Annotated in this window: 14 protein-coding genes and 1 pseudogene; 11 read left to right on the top strand and 4 right to left on the bottom strand. The window is 68.7% G+C overall.

The genetic code is table 11. From position 1 onward, the window contains the following. Positions 1-113: 113 nt before the first annotated feature. The 4 genes and pseudogenes from SLW56_RS09185 to lpxC all read left to right on the top strand — a co-directional run. Positions 114-794: pseudogene (locus SLW56_RS09185) on the top strand (cell division protein FtsQ/DivIB); the annotation flags it as partial. 170 nt (positions 795-964) lie between these two features. Beyond that, positions 965-2,200 (top strand): cell division protein FtsA, encoded by a 1,236-nt coding sequence (gene ftsA / locus SLW56_RS09180; protein WP_010340121.1) that lies wholly within the window; start codon positions 965-967, stop codon positions 2,198-2,200. 291 nt (positions 2,201-2,491) lie between these two features. Further along, positions 2,492-3,718 (top strand): cell division protein FtsZ, encoded by a 1,227-nt coding sequence (gene ftsZ, locus SLW56_RS09175; RefSeq protein ID WP_017912957.1) that lies wholly within the window; start codon positions 2,492-2,494, stop codon positions 3,716-3,718. Positions 3,719-3,970: 252 nt separating this feature from the next. Then, positions 3,971-4,885, top strand: a complete 915-nt coding sequence (lpxC, locus tag SLW56_RS09170; RefSeq protein ID WP_010340119.1) for a UDP-3-O-acyl-N-acetylglucosamine deacetylase — start codon at positions 3,971-3,973, stop codon at positions 4,883-4,885. Between the two features lie 144 nt (positions 4,886-5,029). Here lpxC and SLW56_RS09165 read toward each other — a convergent pair whose 3' ends face one another. Beyond that, the gene (locus SLW56_RS09165; protein WP_017909649.1) at positions 5,030-5,506 is read right to left on the bottom strand and encodes a DUF721 domain-containing protein; all 477 of its coding nucleotides are present in this window, start codon (positions 5,504-5,506) and stop codon (positions 5,030-5,032) included. Between the two features lie 10 nt (positions 5,507-5,516). Between SLW56_RS09165 and SLW56_RS09160 the strand changes: the two genes are divergently transcribed. The 4 genes from SLW56_RS09160 to SLW56_RS09145 all read left to right on the top strand — a co-directional run bounded on the left by SLW56_RS09160 (position 5,517) and on the right by SLW56_RS09145 (position 11,292). Next, a complete protein-coding gene (locus SLW56_RS09160) occupies positions 5,517-6,464 on the top strand; it encodes a M23 family metallopeptidase (RefSeq protein ID WP_017916714.1) in 948 nt (315 codons plus the stop codon). Positions 6,465-6,627: 163 nt separating this feature from the next. Continuing rightward, on the top strand, positions 6,628-9,369 hold the full coding sequence (secA, locus tag SLW56_RS09155; RefSeq protein WP_295972765.1) for a preprotein translocase subunit SecA: 2,742 nt from the start codon (positions 6,628-6,630) through the stop codon (positions 9,367-9,369). Between the two features lie 295 nt (positions 9,370-9,664). Then, positions 9,665-10,039 (top strand): VOC family protein, encoded by a 375-nt coding sequence (locus SLW56_RS09150; protein ID WP_320694736.1) that lies wholly within the window; start codon positions 9,665-9,667, stop codon positions 10,037-10,039. Between the two features lie 290 nt (positions 10,040-10,329). Further along, positions 10,330-11,292, top strand: a complete 963-nt coding sequence (locus SLW56_RS09145) for a Nudix family hydrolase (RefSeq protein WP_320694735.1) — start codon at positions 10,330-10,332, stop codon at positions 11,290-11,292. Between the two features lie 375 nt (positions 11,293-11,667). On the opposite strand, the gene SLW56_RS09140 is transcribed toward SLW56_RS09145, so the two are convergent. The 3 genes from SLW56_RS09140 to SLW56_RS09130 form a co-directional block, all read right to left on the bottom strand. Beyond that, positions 11,668-12,285 carry a DUF4124 domain-containing protein gene (locus tag SLW56_RS09140; RefSeq protein ID WP_320694734.1) on the bottom strand — a complete coding sequence of 206 codons (618 nt, stop codon included), beginning with the start codon at positions 12,283-12,285 and terminating at the stop codon, positions 11,668-11,670. A 165-nt stretch (positions 12,286-12,450) separates the two neighbouring features. Continuing rightward, positions 12,451-13,293, bottom strand: a complete 843-nt coding sequence (gene metF / locus SLW56_RS09135) for a methylenetetrahydrofolate reductase [NAD(P)H] (protein WP_320694733.1) — start codon at positions 13,291-13,293, stop codon at positions 12,451-12,453. Between the two features lie 151 nt (positions 13,294-13,444). Continuing rightward, the gene (locus SLW56_RS09130) at positions 13,445-14,815 is read right to left on the bottom strand and encodes an alpha-amylase family protein (protein ID WP_026143419.1); all 1,371 of its coding nucleotides are present in this window, start codon (positions 14,813-14,815) and stop codon (positions 13,445-13,447) included. Between the two features lie 333 nt (positions 14,816-15,148). On the opposite strand from SLW56_RS09130, the gene SLW56_RS09125 reads away from it, so the two are divergent. The 3 genes from SLW56_RS09125 to SLW56_RS09115 all read left to right on the top strand — a co-directional run bounded on the left by SLW56_RS09125 (position 15,149) and on the right by SLW56_RS09115 (position 19,909). Further along, complete coding sequence (locus SLW56_RS09125; protein ID WP_267096042.1) at positions 15,149-16,069, top strand: M14 family metallocarboxypeptidase; 921 nt, start codon at positions 15,149-15,151, stop codon at positions 16,067-16,069. 246 nt (positions 16,070-16,315) lie between these two features. Further along, complete coding sequence (locus SLW56_RS09120; protein WP_017912964.1) at positions 16,316-16,873, top strand: DUF3228 family protein; 558 nt, start codon at positions 16,316-16,318, stop codon at positions 16,871-16,873. 495 nt (positions 16,874-17,368) lie between these two features. Next, positions 17,369-19,909 (top strand): methyl-accepting chemotaxis protein, encoded by a 2,541-nt coding sequence (locus tag SLW56_RS09115; RefSeq protein WP_152243915.1) that lies wholly within the window; start codon positions 17,369-17,371, stop codon positions 19,907-19,909. The last annotated feature ends 2 nt before the right edge of the window (positions 19,910-19,911 follow it).

The raw sequence follows: 19,911 nt of genomic DNA, 5'->3' as shown, positions 1-19,911 counted from the left end.
ATCGGAAATCGGGAATGGGGAATGGGCAAGAGCGGTGCCGCGTGCGCGGCCGCTTGTGCCTTGTCCATTCCCCATTCCCGATTCCCCATTCCCGCGCACCGGACGGTGCGCCAATGAACGCCTCCCTGCGCATCCTCGCCTGGCTGCTGGCGCTTGCCCTGGTCGCGCTGCCGATCGTGGCCGTGCTCAACGGCTGGGTCGGGGCCGAGCGCTGGCCGCTGAGCCGGTTGCAGGTGAGCGGCGACTTCAAGCGCGTGTCCGCCGAGCAGTTGCGCCAGGTGGTGCTGCCGTATGCACGCCGCGGCTTCTTCGCGGTGCGCCTGCAGGATGCGCAGGACGCGATCGAGCGCCTGCCGTGGGTCGAGAGTGCGCGCGTGCGCAAGCGCTGGCCGGACGTGCTGGAAGTGCGCGTCGTCGAGCACCGCCCGTTCGCGCGCTGGGGTGCGGACCGCATGCTGTCCGAGCAGGGCCGCATCTTCGCCCTGCCCAACGAACTGCGCGACGTGGCGCTGCCGCATCTGGCCGGCCCGGACGCCAAGGCCGCCGACGTGGTCGCGCTGTACAACACCTCGCGCGCACTGTTCGCGCCGGTCGGCCTGCCGGTGCAGGGCGTGGCACTGGACGCGCGCGGCAGTTGGTCGCTGGCGCTGGGCAACGGCGTGCAGGTGGTGGTCGGCCGCGACGACGCGCGCGCCCGCCTGGAGCGCTTCGCCCGGGTGCTGCCGCAATTGCTGCAGCCGGGCCAGCCGCCGCTGGCGCGCGCCGATCTTCGCTACACCAACGGATTCACCGTGGCATGGGTACCCGAGAGCAAAGAGCCGGGTAAGGAGCCGGGCAAGGAGAAGAAGCCTGCGGCGCCGGCCCAGCCCGCGCGGCATGCGGCACTGGCCGACCCTCCATCCCATCGCGAGAGCCCGCTCTTCTCCCTTCCCCATTCCCGATTCTCTATTTCCGGCTCCAAGACATGAACCGCAAAGGCGACAAATCCCTCATCGTTGGACTGGACATCGGCACCTCCAAGGTCGTCGCGCTGGTCGGCGAATACTCGCCCGGCAACCCGATCGAGGTGATCGGCATCGGTTCGCACGAGTCGCGCGGGCTCAAGCGCGGCGTGGTGGTGGACATCGAATCCACCGTGCAGTCGATCCAGCGCGCGATCGAGGAAGCCGAGCTGATGGCCGGCTGCGAGATCCGCTCGGTGTACGCGTCGATCTCCGGCAACCACGTGCAGTGCAAGAACTCGCCGGGCATCGTGCCGATCCGCGACGGCGAGGTGACCTGGAACGACCTGGACCGCGTGCTGGAAGCGGCCAAGGCGGTGGCGATCCCGGCCGACCAGCGCATCCTCCACGCGATCCCGCGCGAATACGTGCTGGACGATTCGCAGGAAGGCATCCGCAACCCGGTCGGCATGACCGGCGTGCGCCTGGAGGTGCACGCGCACCTGGTGGTGTGCGCGCAGTCGGCCGCGGCCAACATCAGCAAGTGCGTGCAGCGCTGCGGCCTGCAGGTGGACGACCTGATCCTGTCCTCGCTGGCGTCCTCGGTGGCGGTGCTGACCGCCGACGAGCGCGAGCTGGGCGTGGTGCTGGTGGACATGGGCGCCGGCACCACCGATCTGGCGGTGTTCGTGCAGGGCGCGATCTGCCACACCGCCTCGCTGCCGATCGCCGGCGACCACGTCACCAACGACATCGCGCACATGCTGCGCACGCCGACCCCGGAAGCCGAGCAGATCAAGGTGCGTTACGCCTGCGCGCTGGCGCAGCTGGCCACCGCGGAAGAAAGCATCCAGGTGCCCAGCGTCGGCGACCGTCCGCCGCGGCGCATGCCGCGCCATTCGCTGGCGCAGGCGGTGCAGGGCCGCTACGAGGAGATCTTCGAGATGGTGCAGGCCGAGCTGCGCCGCTCCGGCTTCGAGGAACTGGTGCGCGCCGGCATGGTGCTGACCGGTGGCGCCTCGAAGATGGAAGGCGTGGTCGAACTGGCCGAGGAAATGGTGCAGATGCCGGTGCGCGTGGGCATTCCCCAGCACGTCACCGGCTTGGGCGAAGTCGTCGGCAACCCGGTCCACGCCACCGGCGTGGGCCTGCTGCTGATGGGCAGCCAGATCGAACACCCGCGCCGCCCGTCGCTGCCGACCGGCCGCGCCGGCAGCTTGTTCAAGAAATTGAAGAACTGGTATCGCGGCGAGTTTTGAGAGCCGGGAATGGTGAATCGGGAATTGGGAATGGGTAAGAGCAAAAGCAAAGGCAGTGCGGTGAGATCGGTGGAGAGCGGTGAGAGAAGGTAGATAGGCGTGGTTTTTTTGCAATTCCGCTGAGGAAAGGTCCCGGGCTGGAGACGCGCTGTTGCGATTCCCCACTCCCGATTCCCCATTCCCAGCTTCCAAACAACAACACTCGCCGAAATGCGGGTGTCGGGCAGGCGAACGGAGCGATCCGATTCCCCATTCCCGATTCCCCATTCACGGCTCAAAGAGGAAACGGACATGGCGCATTTCGAACTGATTGAAAAGATGGCACCCAATGCAGTGATCAAGGTCGTTGGCGTGGGCGGCGGCGGCGGCAATGCGGTCGCGCACATGGTCAGCAGCAGCGTGGACGGCGTGGAGTTCATCACCGCCAACACCGACTCGCAGGCGATCAAGAACTGCGGCGCCAAGCTGCAGCTGCAACTCGGCACCAACGTCACCAAGGGCCTGGGCGCGGGCGCGAACCCGGAAGTCGGCCGCCAGGCCGCGCTGGAAGACCGCGAGCGCATCATGGACGCGCTGCAGGGCGCGGACATGGTGTTCATCACCGCCGGCATGGGCGGCGGCACCGGCACCGGCGCCGCGCCGGTGGTGGCGCAACTGGCCAAGGAAATGGGCATCCTGACCGTGGCCGTGGTCACCAAGCCGTTCCCGTTCGAGGGCCGCCGCCGCATGCAGGTGGCGCTGAAGGGCATCGAGGAACTGAGCCAGCACTGCGACTCGCTGATCACCATTCCGAATGAAAAACTGATCACCGTGCTCGGCCGCAACGCCACCATGATTCAGGCGTTCCGCGCCGCCAACGACGTGCTGCAGGGCGCGGTGCAGGGCATCGCCGACCTGATCGTGCGTCCGGGCCTGATCAACGTCGACTTCGCCGACGTGCGCACCGTGATGTCGGAAATGGGCCTGGCGATGATGGGCACAGGCTCGGCCCGCGGCGACGACCGCGCGCAGGCCGCCGCCGAGGCGGCGATCCAGAACCCGCTGCTGGACGACGTCAACCTGGCCGGCGCCAACGGCATCCTGGTCAACATCACCGCCGGCCCGGACTTCACCATGGCCGAGTTCGACGAGATCGGCCGCACCATCGAAGGCTTCTCCTCCGAGGACGCCACCGTGGTGGTCGGCACCGTGCTGGATCCGGACATGCAGGACGAAGTGCGCGTGACCGTGGTCGCCACCGGCCTGAACCGCGCGGTGTCGCGCCAGTCGCAGCGTCCGGAGCAGCGCGCGCCGATCAAGCTGGTGCGCAACGCCACCACCGGCCAGCCGGAGTTCGGCGACTTCGAGCACGGCGGCGACGCCGTGTCCAAGGCGGTCGGCGGTGCGATGGGCCTGGGCCTGCGTCGTCCGAGCGGCGAGTCGATGAGCACCGCGGCGTCCGCCCCGGCGCCGGCTGCGGCCGACCTGCCGAGCGACTACCTGGACATCCCGGCGTTCCTGCGCCGTCAGGCCGACTGAGGTCTGCATCATCGGCCGGCGTTCGCGCCGGCCCGCAACACCGCCGTCCAGGAGCGCCTCCCTGGCCGGCGCGCCGTGTCCCTTGCTGCCGGGTCCCCGCGACCCGGCAGGTTTTTGCGACCGCGACGCCGGCACGGGCCAGCGTTGCACCGATGGGATGCTGTGACCGCTTTGTTAAAATTTAGCTAAACGCGTGATATTCTCGTTGTCTGTTCAGTTCCCGTGCGAACAGACGTTCCCAGACTGTCTGCCATGACCCAGCAACGCACCCTCAAGAACACGATCCGCGCCACCGGCGTGGGCCTGCACAGCGGCGACAAGGTCTACATGACCCTGCGCCCCGCACCGGCCGACCACGGCATCGTGTTCCGACGCGTGGACCTGGATCCGGCGGTGGACGTGCCTGCCGATGCCGAGCTGGTCACCGAGACCACGCTGTGCACCGGCCTGAGCCGCGGCCAGGCCAAGATCCAGACGGTGGAGCACCTGATGTCGGCGATGGCCGGCCTCGGCGTGGACAACGCCATCGTCGAACTGTCCTCGGCCGAACTGCCGATCATGGACGGCTCGGCCGGTCCGTTCGTGTTCCTGCTGCAGTCGGCGGGCATCGTCGAGCAGGACAAGGCCAAGCGCTTCATCCGCATCAAGCGCGAAGTGGAAGTGCGCGACGGCGACAAGATCGCCCGTTTCGTGCCCTACGACGGCGGCTACAAGCTCGGTTTCACCATCCAGTTCGACCACCCGATGATCCCGGCCAAGCAGTCGCGCCAGGAGATCGAGTTCTCGACGATGGCCTACATCAAGGAAATCTCCCGCGCGCGCACCTTCGGCTTCATGCGCGACCTGGAGTACATGCGCGAGCGCAATCTCGGCCTGGGCGGTTCGATGGACAACGCCATCGTGCTCGACGAGTTCCGCGTGCTCAACGACGACGGCCTGCGCTACGCCGACGAGTTCGTGCGCCACAAGATCCTCGATGCGATCGGCGACCTGTACCTGGCCGGCGGTGCCATCCTCGGCGCCTACGAGGGCTACAAGTCCGGCCACGCACTGAACAACAAGCTGGTCCGCGCCCTGCTCGCCGAACAGGCGGCCTGGGAATGGGTCAGCTTCGAATCCGCCGCGCAGCAGGCGCCGGTGGCTTACGGGGCGGCGGCTTACGCCTGAACCGTTCAACCCGGTGACGGCCGGGTGGGTATCACGGAATCGGCAATCGGCCGTTCCTTCTTCTCCCCTTAACGCCGATTTAACGAATCGGTAACGACCTCGCGCCCGACGCCCGCTAGGATGCGTCGGTCGCGGCGTGCGTGTCTACGTACGTCGACGGCCACGGTCGGAGCCCGTGGTCGCATCGGGCGTCGCGGAGACGACGTCCTGCAGGGAAGCCAGAGCCTCGCGCAACCCCTTGTGCGTGGCTGCAGAAACCGGAGCCGGCGTGCTTCTTGCCTGCTGCATTGGGGAATGCGCGGGTGCAGTAGCAGTCTTGACGGTCACTTTGGTGGCTTTCAGCCCGAGGGAACGGGCCGCAGCAAGGATGTCGGCCTCGGCCAGCCTGACCCGGGCGTGCCAGACCGGAGACTCAACGAGAAAAACGAGCTGTTCGCCGTTCACATTGGCCAACCGGCAACGGGGCGCCAGGTTCGGCGGCAAATGGGGGCGTAACTGCCGGTCCAGCGCGTCGAGCCACAGGGCGCGGCGCAATGGGTCGCCCGCCTTGTCCGCCAGTGCGGCGTCCAGCGCCGGCTGCGGCGTGGCGGTATGGCCTTCGCCGGACTTTCGCTTAGACATGAAAACTCATATGACGTTCAAGAAGATCGTAATCCGTTCCAGTGAAAAGGGGGTCAAGACGTTGCCGTGGCGATTGCGCGAATTCGCCGATCGTCGTCCCCTCGCCGCGCTCGGTGCGGTGCTCGGCCTCGGCATGGTACTCGGCATCGGCGTCAGCGCCGCAGCCGGATGGGGTGGTTCGGCGCAGATGCGCGCCAAGCTCGAGCGGCAGGACCAGGAACTGGCGCAGGTGCGCCGCGACGCGCAGACCCAGGTCAACGCCCTGGCGGCCCGGCTGGGCGAACTGCAGGCGCAGGCGACCCGGCTCAACGCGCTCGGCGATCGCCTGACCCGCATGGGCAAGCTGCAGGACGGCGAGTTCGATTTCGACCAGCCGGTCGGCGTCGGTGGCGGCGACGACGAGCCCAGCCACGACATGCCCGCGCAGCAGCTCGGCAAGGAACTGGACGGGCTGCAGCAGCAGTTCGCCACCTCCGGCCAGCAGCTGTCGGTGCTGGAATCGCTGCTGTTCGACCACCAGCTGGACCAGAACGCGGTGCCTTCGCGGATGCCGATCCGCAACAGCTACATCACCTCGGCCTTCGGCGGCCGCGCCGACCCGTTCGGCCGCGGCACCGGCAACCACAAGGGCATCGACTTCCACGCCAATGTCGGCGACCCGGTGCTGGCGGTGGCCGACGGCGTGGTCAGCTACGCCGGCGTGCGCGGCGGCTACGGCAACGTGGTCGAGGTCGACCACGGCAATGGCTATGTCACCCGCTACGCGCACAATTCGCGGCTGTCGGTGAAGGTCGGCGACCTGGTGCGGGTTGGCCAGGAAGTGGCCAAGGCCGGCTCCACCGGCCGTTCCACCGGCGCCCATGTGCACTTCGAGGTGTGGAAGGACGGGGTGGTGGTGAACCCGGCCAAGTTCCTCGGCGATGGCGCCATTCCGGTGGGCCGCCGCGGCCGTGGCTGAGCTGCGCGGGGGCTGGCGTGCCGGCGCTTGAATCGCCGGGCGCCGCCCCAAGCTACAATGTGCTTTGCCATCGACAGGGCGCCTCGCGCCCTGTTTCGTTTGCGGCCCGTCGATTCCCTGGGGATCGGGCCGTCGAGGCGTTCCTTTCCAACCGGTTCCTTCAATGATCAACAGTCTGCTTACTCGCGTTTTCGGTAGCCGCAACGAGCGCCAACTGCGCCAGCTCCACCGTATCGTCGCCAAGATCAATGCGCTGGAGCCGGAGATGGAGCAGCTCTCCGACGAGCAGCTGCAGGCCAAGACCCCGGAACTGCGTGGGCGCATCGCCGGCGGCGAGACCCTGGACAAGGTGCTGCCGGAAGCGTTCGCGGTGTGCCGCGAGGCCAGCCGACGCGTGCTGGGCATGCGCCACTACGACGTGCAGTTGATCGGCGGCATGGTCCTGCACCTGGGCAAGATCGCGGAAATGCGCACCGGCGAGGGCAAGACCCTGGTCGCGACGCTGCCGGTGTACCTCAACGCGCTGGAAGACAAGGGCGTGCACGTGGTCACCGTCAACGACTACCTGGCGCGTCGCGACGCCGCGCAGATGGGCAAGCTGTACAACTGGCTGGGCCTGAGCGTCGGCGTGGTGTACCCGGGCATGCCGCACAGCGACAAGCACGCCGCCTATGCCGCCGACATCACCTACGGCACCAACAACGAATTCGGCTTCGACTACCTGCGCGACAACATGGCGCTGTCCAAGGCCGACCGCTTCCAGCGCGGCCTCAACTACGCCATCGTCGACGAGGTCGACTCGATCCTGATCGACGAAGCGCGCACCCCGCTGATCATCTCCGGCCCGGCCGACGAGTCGCCGGAGCTGTACATCCGCGTCAACCGCATCGTGCCGCAGTTGGTCAAGCAGGAGTCCGAAGAGGGCGAGGGCGACTTCTGGGTCGACGAGAAGGGCAAGCAGGTGCACCTGTCCGAAGCGGGCATGGAGCACGCCGAAGAACTGCTGCGCGCCGCCGGCATCCTCGCCGACGAGGAAGACCGCCTGTACGGCGCGCAGAACCTGAGCGTGGTGCACCACCTCAACGCGGCGCTGCGTGCGCACGCGATCTACCAGCGCGACGTCGACTACATCGTGCGCGACGGCGAGGTGGTGATCGTCGATGAGTTCACCGGGCGCACCCTGCCGGGCCGCCGTTGGTCCGACGGCCTGCACCAGGCGGTGGAAGCGAAGGAAGGCGTGCCGGTGCAGCGCGAGAACCAGACGCTGGCCAGCATCACCTTCCAGAACCTGTTCCGCATGTACAAGAAGCTGTCCGGCATGACCGGTACGGCCGATACCGAAGCCTACGAGTTCCAGAGCATCTACGGCCTGGAAGTGGTGGTGATCCCGACCAACCGCCCGACCATCCGCAAGGACTGGCCGGACCAGGTGTTCCTCAACCGCCAGGGCAAGTTCAACGCCGTGCTGGCCGACATCGAGGACTGCGCCAAGCGCGGCCAGCCGGTGCTGGTCGGCACCACCTCGATCGAGACCTCGGAGATGCTGTCCGAGCACCTGCGCAAGGCGGGCGTGAAGCACGAGGTGCTCAACGCCAAGCAGCACGAGCGCGAAGCGCAGATCGTCGCCAACGCCGGCCAGCCGGGCGCGGTGACCATCGCCACCAACATGGCTGGCCGCGGTACCGACATCGTGCTCGGCGGCTCGCTGGAAGCCGAACTGCATGCGTTGGGCGAGGAGCTTGACGACGCGACGCGCGCGCGCCTGAAGGCGGCCTGGCAGGAGCGCCACGACGCGGTCAAGGCCGCCGGCGGCCTGCACATCATCGGCACCGAGCGCCACGAGTCGCGGCGTATCGACAACCAGCTGCGCGGCCGTTCCGGCCGCCAGGGCGACCCGGGTTCCTCGCGGTTCTACCTGTCGCTGGAAGACAACCTGATGCGCATCTTCGCCTCGGACTGGGTGCAGAAGGCGATGCGCATGATGGGCATGAAGGAAGACGACGTCATCGAGGACAAGCTGGTCAGCCGGCAGATCGAGAAGGCGCAGCGCAAGGTCGAGGCGCACAACTTCGACATCCGCAAGAACCTGCTCGACTTCGACGACGTCAACAACGACCAGCGCAAGGTGATCTACGCCCAGCGCGACGAACTGCTGGACGCCGAGTCGGTCAAGGAGAACGTCGACGGCATCCGCGACGACGTGATCTACGACATCGTCTCGCGCTTCGTGCCGCCGAACTCGGTGGACGACCAGTGGGACCTGCCGGGCCTGGAAGCCACGCTGGCCAGCGAACTCGGCCTGTCGCTGTCGATCACCGACCTGGTCAAGCGCCACGAGGAACTGGACGCGGACGGTATCGTCGAGAAGGTGCGCGAGGAAGTGGACCGCCATTTCCGCGAGAAGGAATCGGCGATCGGCGGCGAGACCATGCGCGCGCTGGAGAAGCACGTGATGCTCACCGTGCTCGACCAGAGCTGGAAGGAGCATCTGGCGCGCATGGACTACCTGCGCCAGGGCATCCACCTGCGCGGTTATGCGCAGAAGCAGCCCAAGCAGGAATACAAGAAGGAAGCCTTCGAGCTGTTCTCGGAGATGCTGGAGCACGCCAAGCGCGAAGTGGTCACCCTGCTGGCGCGGGTGCGCATCCGCAGCGAGGAGGAAGTGGCCGCGCTCGAAGCGCAGGAGCGTCAGCAGGTGGAGGCGCAGTTGCGCCAGGCGCAGTTCCAGCACCAGGACGCCGGCGGTTACGGCGCCGACGAGGAAGCCGAGCAGGTGCAGCGCGGCGAGGCGGGTGCGCCGACCGTGGCGCAGGTGACCCGCGAAGCGCCGAAGGTCGGCCGCAACGATCCGTGCCCCTGCGGCAGCGGCAAGAAGTACAAGCACTGCCACGGCCAGCTGAGCTGAGCCTGGCCTTGCGCGGACCGCTGCGCAAGCGCGCGGCGGCCCCGCTTCGGCGTCGCACGCTGTGGGTGCCGGTGCGCCGGCCATCACATCCGCACGCCAGCCGGTGCACTCCCTTCGGTGAAGGAGTGAGCGACGGATGCAGGTGTCGGATCGATCACACGTTTGCGAATAGCCCCGCCTTGCGCGGGGCATTCTGTTTTTGGGAAGGGCTTGGAGCGATGCGCTTGCCGACGTGGCGTATCGTGCGTGCGGCGCGTAGGCTGGCCGATGTCGCCATTGCCTCTGTAGGCCTGCCGTGGAGCCTTCGCCCAGCCTGGAACTGAAGGTCTTCGTGCCGGCGCAGGATCTCGCGCTGTCTGCGCGGTTCTATGCCGACGTAGGCTTCGCGCCCGAGCCGCTCGGCGACGGCATGATCTGCTTCCGCCATGGCGACCGTTGCGCGTTCCTGCTGCAGGATTTCTACCACGCGGGCCTGGCGCGCAACCTCGTGCTGCATCTGTGGGTGGAGGACGCCGATGCCTGGTGGCGGCGGCTGCATGCAGCCGACCTGGCGGGCCGTTACGGCGCGCGCCTGGGCGAGCCCGAGGACCGTCCCTGGGGCATGCGCGACTTCACCCTGCACGACCCCGGTGGCGTGCTGTGGCGGATCGGCCACAGCCTGGGCGCCTGAGCGGGCGGCGGTGGTGGAAGTGCGGCAATCACCGCCATGCGCGCCGCCGCAGCGCGTTGCGCGGCGCGCGCCGGGCAGCGTTGCAGGCGGACCAGCGCCCACTCACGGCCATTTCCGATGACGCTCTGGCGTTGGTGCGGTAGGCGCCTGCCGTCATTGGCGCGCCGCCAAAAAGACCATCGCCTGGGGACTGCCTGGCTGCGTGGGCGTCGCTGCCCTCCACAGCCGATCGGCGCCAATGTGACCCTGGTTGATTGCGCTGGCGCTGCCGGAAACGGCAAGCTTGCGCCATGTCCGAACCGCTCAGATCCATTCATGTCGTCGCCGGCGTCATCACCGATGCGCGTGGCCGTATCCTGCTGACCCGCCGCACCGAGGGCCGCGACCTCGCCGGGCTGTGGGAATTCCCTGGCGGCAAGCGCGAACCCGGCGAGACCTCGGAGCAGGCGCTGGTGCGCGAGTTGCAGGAGGAACTGGGCATCGAGGCCGTCGTCGGCGAGTGGCTGATGGAAGTGCCGCAACGCTACCCGGACAAGCGGCTGCGCCTGGAAGTGCGCCAGGTGGCGGCGTGGAAGGGCACGCCGCGCGGCCGCGAGGGCCAGGCGCTGACCTGGGTGAGCGCCGACAAGCTGGGTCGCTACGCGATGCCGCCGGCCGACCAGCCGGTGGTGGCGATGCTGCGCCAGCCCGCCTGCTACCTGGTGACGCCGGAGCCGGCCGAGCCGGGTCCCTGGTTGGCGGCGCTGGAGCGCGCGCTGGACGCCGGCGTGCGCCGCGTGCAGTTGCGTGCGCGCAGCCTGCCGGCCGAGCAGTGGGCGCCGCTGGCGCGGACCGCGGCGACGCTGTGCGCGACGCGTGGCGCGCAGGTGCTGCTCAACCGCGACGTGGCGCTGGCACAGGAACTGGGTGTCGGCGTGCACCTGGGCGCGGAGCAGCTGCCGCAGTGGCAGGCGCGCCCGTTGCCGGCCGGGCAGGCCGTGGCGGCGTCCTGTCATACCGTCGAAGAATTGCAGGCGGCGCAGCGCATCGGCTGCGATTTCGCGGTGGTCGGGCCGCTGGCCCCCACCGCCAGCCACCCAGGCGCCGCGCCGCTGGGCTGGGAGGCGTTCGAGCGCCTGCGCGAGCAGGTCGCCCTGCCGATCTATCCGATCGGCGGCCTGGCGTCGACGCAAGTCGCCGAGGCGCGCCGCCATGGCGGCCAGGGCATCGCCGCGATCCGCGGGCTGTGGCTGCTGGCGGCCGATGTGGCGTGAGTGGGGCGACAGCAACCGCTCCCTGGTCAACTGTCATGCAGCCGCGAAACGCGAAGTGGCGTGCTTCCGATGGCGCAATGCGTCGGGACTGAAGTCCCTCCCACAGTGATCCTCCAACGAGGCCGGTGCCGCTCCTGCACGAGAGTAGGGGGGGTGCGTACGGGATGCCGCTGTTGCGATTCCCCAATACCCATTCCCGAATCCCGGCTCCTCAGAAGAAGTGGCGTGCTTTCCGATGGCGCAATGCGTCGGGACTGAAGTCCCTCCCACAGTGATCCTCCAACTAGGCCGGTGCGCTCCTGCGCGAGAGTAGGGTGGCGCGTACGGGATGCCGTTGTTGCGATTCCCCAATCCCCATTCCCCATTCCCGGCTCCTCAGAAACTGATCCAGAAGCAGTCGTACTGCCGGCGCAGGTCCAGCACGGTGGAGGCGGGGGTGATGCTGCCGGCGAGGGTCTGCTGCAGGCGCAGGCCGGTCGGATGCGGGCGCGATGGTGCCTCGCCACCGTCGGCCTCCGCCGCGGCCGACGTGGCCGTTGTCGCGGACGCGGCTGTCGACGACGTGCCGGCTGCGGGAGCGGTCGTCCCGCCGGTGTCCGGCAACACCGGCACGATCGCCACCAAGGGGCGGCGCACGATCGCCTCCAGACGGTCGAAGATGCGTTGCGCGCCGTCGTCGGAAACGCCGTTCCACCAGTACAGCGCCGATAGCCGATTGACGTCGCGGGCGTCCACGGCGCTGCGGATCTGCTGGACCAGCACACTGAGCCGGCGCACGCACTGCGGCGGCGCCAGGCCGCGAGCGGCGCTGCCGACATTGCCGGGCGCCGCCGGTGGCGGTAGCCGGTCGATCGCGCCGACGTCCTCGCATCGGCGATCGCTGAACACGGTGGTGCCGTCGGGCCCGCTGCAGCGGTTCACCCGCTGCGCCATGGCAGGCGGGGCGAACACGCATAGGCACAGGAGCAGCAATATCGGCGGAAGGGCGCGCATCGGCGCAGCGTAGCCGCAGCCGGTGTGACCGCGGAGCGAATGCCTTACGAGCGCTCGGATTCGGGATTGGAGATTGGGGATTCGCCAAAGCGAGGCCGCGCGCCGCTGTTACCAATCTCCAATCCCGAATCCCCAATCCCGGCGTTCGGCCAGCGGCCGCGACACTCAGCCGGCGACGACGGCTGAGGGCAGACGTGCCAGGACGCTGGTGGTGGGCTTGGCCAGGTTGAGCGTATAGAAATGCAGCCCGGGGGCGCCGCCGTCGACCAGGCGTTGGCACAAGGTGGCGACCACGTCGGCGCCGAACTCGCGAATGGCCTCGGCATCGTCGCCGTAGGCCTGCATGCGCTTGCCGATCCAGCGCGGGATTTCCGCGCCGCACTGCTCGGAGAAACGCCGCAGCTGACTGAAGTTGGAGATCGGCATGATGCCGGGCACGATCGGGATCTGCACGCCGAGCTTGCGGACTGCGTCGACGAAGTGGAAGTAGGCGTCGGCGTTGTAGAAGTACTGGGTGATGGCGGCATCGGCGCCGGCATCGACCTTGGCCTTGAAGTGGCGCAGGTCGCTGAGCGCATCGTGGGCCTGCGGGTGCGTCTCCGGATACGCGCCCACTTCCAGATGGAAGGCGTCGCCGTGCTCGGCGCGGATGAAGGCGATCAGGTCGGCGGCATAGCGCAGGTCGCCCGGGTGGCCCATGCCCGACGGCAGGTCGCCACGCAGCGCGACCAGGCGGCGGCAGCCGATGGCGCGGTACAGCTTGAGCAGCTCGCGGATCTCCTCGCGGCTGCCGCCCACGCAGGACAGATGCGGCGCGGCCTCGAAACGGTGGTGCTGCTTGAGGTGGCGCACGGTCTCGGAGGTGTAGCTCAGGGTCGAGCCGCCGGCGCCGAAGGTGCAGGAGACGTACTCCGGGGCATAGGCCTTGAGCCGCGCGGCGGTGCGGTCGAGCTGCGCGCGCTGTTCGTCGGTCTTGGGCGGATAGAACTCGAAGCTGATGGCGGTCATGGGCGCAACGCAGCGGGCGGTGTGGCGAGTATATCTCTTCATCCGGATGGATGTGCAAGAGGTCGCGGTCGCGCGATCGCCGCGTCGCCCGGGGGCGGCGACGCGCTCCCCGCGCGGCGCGCCGGTGGGCGCGCCGCGTCCGCTCCCAGGCTCAGCGCTTCCACATCCGCGCCTGCCGCGGCGGCAGGCTGAAGGTGTAGCTGCCGCTGGAAATACGCACCACGCTGCCGGAACCCAGCGCATCGGTGTAGTCGACGTTCCAGCGCAATACGCTGCCGTTCATCGGTACCGCGGCGGTGACGGTATTGCCGCACTTGTTGATGCCGACGATGCCCAGGTCGCCGCGGCGGAACAGCAGGTAGCAGGCGCCGTGCGCCAGCACCTGCATGTCGCGGCCCTGTGCGGCGTTGTGGAACCCGACCATGCGCTTGAGGTCGTCGCGCTGGTAGGCGTTGACCCAGCGGTTGTCGCCGCTCTCGTTGTTGTCCGAGTACACCATCGGCACGCCGCCGTCGCGGCCGAGCAGGTAGGCGTAGGCCAGGGTCTCGTCGACCGGGTCCATGATCGCGTAGCGGAAGCCGGCGTTGTTGGGGATGTCGTGGGTGATGGCGAAAGTCACCGCGCGCGCACCGGGCAGCGCCTGGCCGTAGGCGCCCGGATCCACCAGCAGGTCCATGCTGCCGCCGTAGGCGAAGGCGTTGCGCACCGAGTTGAACAGCGGGAAGTCGTAGGCCGCGTGCGGGGTGGCCTGCAGGTACGGTGCCAAGAACTGGTCGTAGTCGGAGTTGCCGCTGCCGCCGCCGGTGATCACCTCGCCGAACACCAGCACGCCGGAGCGGACCTGCGCATCGAGCACCTTGTTCAGATGATCGAAGGTCATGTGCTTGGCCGCGTCGATGCGGAAACCGGTGACGCCCAGCGCCTTCAGCGCCAGCAGGTAGTTGCGCTGCTGCTGCACCACCCAGTCGTTGCCGACCAGATCCGGCAGGCCGGGATCGTTGCCGCCGCCGCAGATGCGGTAGGTGCGCACCTGGTAGGGATCGTTGTAGTTGGTGATGCACTGCGCCGGGCCAAAATCGTTGGCGCTGAGGAAATTCTGCGAGAGGTCGCCGAACAACCGCAGCGACGCATAGCGCTGCGGATTGGCGGCGTACTGGCCCAGCACCGCGCTGCCCGGGTAGTTCAGGTCCGAGCGCGTGGCCGCTTCATTGGCCATGTGGTTGAGCACCACGTCGGCATAGGTTTCCACGCCCACCGCCTTCAGCGCCTGCACCATGCTGGCGAAGGCGTCGGTGTCGCCGAGCGGGTTGTCGATCAGACGCATGTCCTGCGGCTGGTAGCGCGCCCACCAGGCGTCGCCCTGCGAGCGGTAGGCCGGCGCCACCAGCACCTTGCGGTAGCCGGCGGCGGCGATCTGCGCGGCACGCGCTTCCACGGTGGCGTAGGGCCAGTTGAAGGCATGCAGGATGACGTCGGCCTGGGCGCTGGCGGTGGCCAGGAGCAGCAGCAGGCCGACCAGCAGGCTGCGCCAGCGGTGCAGGTGCAGCAGACGATTTGCAGCGGATGGGACGCGCATCGTTCGATCTCCTCGGTGCGTGGGCGCAGGCAGGACGCCTGCAGGACAGGGGCATGACGTCGCCGCGGGGCTGGCGTGCGGCCGGAGGATGCTAAGCGCGCATCGCGGCGCAACATGCGCGCGCTACATACGTATTCATGGCGACAGCGTACGAAAGCGGGATCGGCATCCGCTTCCGCTCGGGAGCGCCGTGCGCGCTGCATTCATGGCACATGCCGCATCGCGGCCCACGCCCTTTGCTACAGTCGCCGCCCTCACCTGTCGACGCGGAGCCGCATCATGACCAGCGCAGCCTTCTATCCGATCGGAACCCCCGGCGTGCCTTGGGGCGCGGCCGAGAAGGCGGCCTGGCTGGCGGGTCAGCCGCGCCGGCGCAGCTACCAGGACGAGGTGGTCGCTGCCATCGAAGGCCTGCGCGGGCAGTGGGAGGTGGTCGCGTACGGGGAACTGGCGTACGCGCAGGAGCGCTATCCGCTGCTGGCCTTGCGCAGCCGCAACTGGGACGACGCCTTGCCGTGCATGCTGGTTACCGGCGGCGTGCATGGTTACGAGACCAGCGGCGTGCACGGCGCGCTGCAGTTCGCCCAGCAGCATGCCGGGGACTACGCCGGCCGCGCCAACGTGCTGGTGGCGCCGTGCGTGAGCCCGTGGGCGTACGAGCGCATCCACCGCTGGAACGCCGATGCGCTGGATCCCAACCGTTCGTTCCGCGCCGACAGCCCGGCGCAGGAATCGGCTGCGCTGCTGCGCCTGGTCGCGCCGTTGCGCGATCAAGTGCGCATGCACATCGACCTGCACGAGACCACCGACAGCGACGAGTCCGAATTCCGGCCGGCGCTGGCCGCGCGCGATGGCATCGCCTACGCGCCGGGCGGCATTCCCGACGGTTTCTACCTGGTCGGCGACAGCGAGAACCCGCAGCCCGCGTTCCAGCAGGCGGTGCTGGCCGCAGTCGCGCAGGTCACCCATATCGCGCCGGCCGACGCCGCCGGCGAACTCATCGGCACGCCGCTGGCGGCGCCGGGGGTCATCAACTACCCGGTGAAGCGGCTGGGTCTGTGCGCAGGCATCACCGACGCGCGCTACACCACGACCACCGAGGTGTATCCGGACAGCGCCAGCGCCACGCCGCAGCAGTGCAACGCCGCGCAGGTGGCGGCGGTACGCGCGGCGATCGACTACGCCTTGGCGCATCCGTAGTCGCCAGGTGGATGCACGATTTGCAGGACACCTGTCACGCAGCTGCGACGAGCGACGCCTGCTGGGTACCCAACCTTGCACGGCGTCGGGACTGAAGTCCCTCCCACAGTGCACCCAGTCGAGGTATCGCAAGTTCCGCTAAGCGCTGTTCCGCATGGCCTTGCGCCACCGGCTGCGAAGGTGGCAGCGGTGGGCACCGACCCTGCCGCGCGCTACGCTTGTGGGCCCTCGTTTGCCATGTACCCCATGTCCATCGTCCTCACGCCGTTTGCCCGCACGCGTCTGTTCCCGCGCGATGGCCGCCGCAATGCGATCCAGGACTGCACGCCCGAGCAGTTCGAGCAGCACCTCAACGCGCACACGCCGCTGCAGGTGCTGGACGGCTACGCACCGTTCTGCAAGTTGCACGTGCACCGCAACTGGACCTCGACGCGCTGCCTGACCGTGCCGATCACCGACGCCAACCGGCGCCTGCTGCGCTCGGGCTACGAGGCGCGCAGCCGTGAAGAGCTGCCGGTCCTGGTGCGCTGGTTCGAAGGGGTCGAGCCGCCGGTGGCCGAGTACCTGCTGCCGATCCTCTACAGCCGCGAACAGCTCGCGCACGAGGGCGCGCCGATCGAGGCGGACTGGGGCGTGGTCGGTTGCCTGTATACCGCCGAGCCGCAGGAGATCCCGATGGCGCCGATCACCATGCTGCGCAATGCGCTGGGCGTGGAGGAGGGCGGCTCGGGCGTGCCGCTGGATCGCGACGCCTATCGGCGCAGCGTGGCGTTCTGGGAGCACAACGCCAACTGGCGGCCGTAAGCGCGGCCAGACACGGTCCGCGCGCAGTGACCTCGCCGGGCACGCATCGCGGTGCATGCGGCGCACGTTACCGCGCGCAGGCGTGATCGCTCCGGACGCGGTCACGCATTCGCGCAGCCGCCTTCACGCATCCCTGCACGTTGCCGTCGCCGGCCCGCCGTGCTGCATCCGTGCACGCGCTTGTGCACTGGCGCATAAGTGCTGAACAGAACTGCGCGCAGCCGCGCGTTCTCGCCGCGACGCCCTGTCCGTTCATCGGCATGACGCGCAATGACCATCAAGTTTGCGGACGGCGGGACGATAGCGAGAGGGTGGGTCGCCATGCAGCGGCGCCAGGACGCAATGTCCGGCCGCGCATCGTGGCCCGGTGGGGAAGGCGCCTCGGGCAGGTCATCGGCAGCGGACACGGCGCACTCGTGCCGCGCGCCGTGGCGGGCTGCCGCGTGGGGGCGTTCCCCGCGACCGTATTCCCTCCCCCTTGCCAAGGAAGTCGTCATGTCCACTCCGTCGCCGCAGCGCCGTCGCGGCAGCGTCGCCAAACGCCTGATGCTCGGTACCGGCCTGCTTGCGCTGGCCTGCTTCGGCCTGACCGCAATGATCATCTACTGGCGCAGCAGCGATGCGTTGCTGTCGACCTCGCGCACCAGCATCGAGAACCTGGCGCAAGTGGAGGCTCAGCGGGTGTCGCGCGAAATCGGCGTGGCCTTCGACGCCAGCGACGCGCTGGCCAACAGCTTCCGCGTGCAGCACGCCGCCGGTCTGTCGCGCGCCACCGCCACCGCGGTGCTGCGCAGCCAGCTCGACGCGCATCCGCAGTGGCTGGGCATCAGCACCATGTGGGAGCCGGACGCGTTCGACGGCAACGACAAGGCCTTCGTCGGCACCGAGGGCCACGACGCCACCGGCCGCTACATGACCTGGTGGTCGCGGCAGAACGGCAAGCTGGTGCGCGAGGCGCTGCGCGACTACGAGAAGCCGGGCGACGGCGACTGGTACCTGCTGGCGCGCAACACGCACAAGCCGGTGGTGATCGAGCCCTACTACTATCCGGTGGCCGGCAAGGACACGCTGATGACCACGCTGGCCACGCCGATCCTGGAGAACGGGCGTTTCCTGGGCGTGGTCACCGTCGACTTCACCCTCGATACCCTGCAGCAGCGCATCGCCGCGCTGCGGCCGATGGGCGAGGGCCATGCCAGCCTGCTGTCGCCGTTGGGCATGGTGATGGCCAGCCGCGATCCGCAGCAGGTCGGCAAGACCCGCAGCGATGCCTGGTCCAAGGACATGCTGGCGCGCGTGGCCAAGGGCCAGGTGGTGTTCGACCATCGCCGCACCGACGGCGAGGATGCGTTGAACGTGTTCGTGCCGCTGAAGATCGGCGATGCGCCGCAGACGTTCGCGCTTGGCGTCTCGGTGCCGTACGCGCTGGTCATGGCCAAGGCGCGTGCACTGTTGTGGACCATCGTCGCGGTCGGCCTGCTCTCGGCGTTGTTGCTGAGCGGCGCGCTGTACCTGCTGCTGCGCCGGCAGGTGCTCGACCCGCTGGCCGAGGCCGTGCGGGTGTCTTCGGCAGTCGCCGCCGGGCGCCTGGACAGCCAGGTCCGGCATCGCCGCGACGACGAGCTGGGCCAGTTGCTGGATGCGATGGGCAGCATGCAGACGCAGTTGCAGGCGGTGATGCAGGCGCAGGCGGAGATGGCGCAGCGCCACGACGCCGGCGAGATGAGCTACCGGATGGACGCCGAACGTTTCCCCGGCGAGTACGGACGCATGGTCCATGGCACCAACGCGCTGGTGGCCGCGCACGTGGACGTGCAGCGGCGCCTGGTCGAGGTGATGTCGCAGTACGCGATCGGCAACATGCAGGTGGACATGGAACCGCTGCCGGGCGAGAAGGCGGCGATCACCGAGGCGATGCGCACCACCAAACGCAGCCTGCAGGCGATCAACCAGGCCATCACCGAACTGGCGCAGGCCGCGGCTTCCGGCGATTTCTCCCGGCGCGGCGACGCCGAGCGCTTCCAGTACGACTTCCGCGGCATGGTGGTCGGGCTGAACCGGCTGATGGAGTTGACCGAAGGCAACCTCTCGGCCTTGTCGGCGCTGTTGCGTGCCGTGGCCCAGGGCGACCTCACCGCGCGCATGCACGGTGAATTCCACGGCGTATTCGCGCAGATGCGCGACGATGCCAATGCCACGGTGGAACAGCTGACCGGCATCGTCGGCCGCATCCAGCAGGCCACCACTGCGATCAACTCCGCCGCCAGCGAGATCGCCGCCGGCAACGACGACCTGTCGCGTCGCACCGAGCAGCAGGCGGCCAATCTGGAAGAAACCGCGGCCTCGATGGAGGAGCTGACCTCGACGGTGAAGCAGAACGCCGAGCATGCGCATCAGGCCAACCGCCTGGCGCAGGACACCGCGGGCGTGGCCTCGCGTGGCGGCGCGGTGGTCGAGCAGGTGGTGGACACCATGTCCGGCATCGCCGAAGCATCGAAGAAGATGGCCGAGATCATCGGCGTGATCGACGGCATCGCCTTCCAGACCAACATCCTGGCGCTCAACGCCGCGGTGGAGGCGGCGCGCGCCGGCGAGCAGGGCCGCGGTTTCGCGGTGGTGGCCAGCGAGGTGCGCGCGCTGGCGCAGCGCTCGGCGACCGCGGCGCACGAGATCAAGGGCCTGATCGACGCCTCGGTCGGCAAGATCGACGATGGCACCGCACTGGTCAACGGCGCTGGCGACACCATGCGCGAGGTGGTGGCCAGCGTGCGCCGGGTCACCGACATCATGAGCGAGATCGCTGCCGCCTCGCAGGAGCAGAGCGCCGGTATCGAACAGGTGAGCAAGACCATCGTGCAGATGGACGAAGCCACCCAACAGAACGCCGCGCTGGTCGAGGAGGCCACGGCGGCGGCGCGGGCGATGGAGGATCAGGCCGAGGAACTGCAGCGCGCGGTGGCGCTGTTCAAGCTCGCGGCACCTTCGTCGGGCGGCCTGGCCGCGGCGGGCCGGGCGCGGCTGGAGCTGGTGTCGTGAGC

This window comes from Xanthomonas sp. LF07-6 (assembly GCF_034105445.1).
GTDB classification, from domain to species: domain Bacteria; phylum Pseudomonadota; class Gammaproteobacteria; order Xanthomonadales; family Xanthomonadaceae; genus Xanthomonas_A; species Xanthomonas_A sontii.
This window is presented reverse-complemented; position numbering and strand designations above follow the sequence as displayed.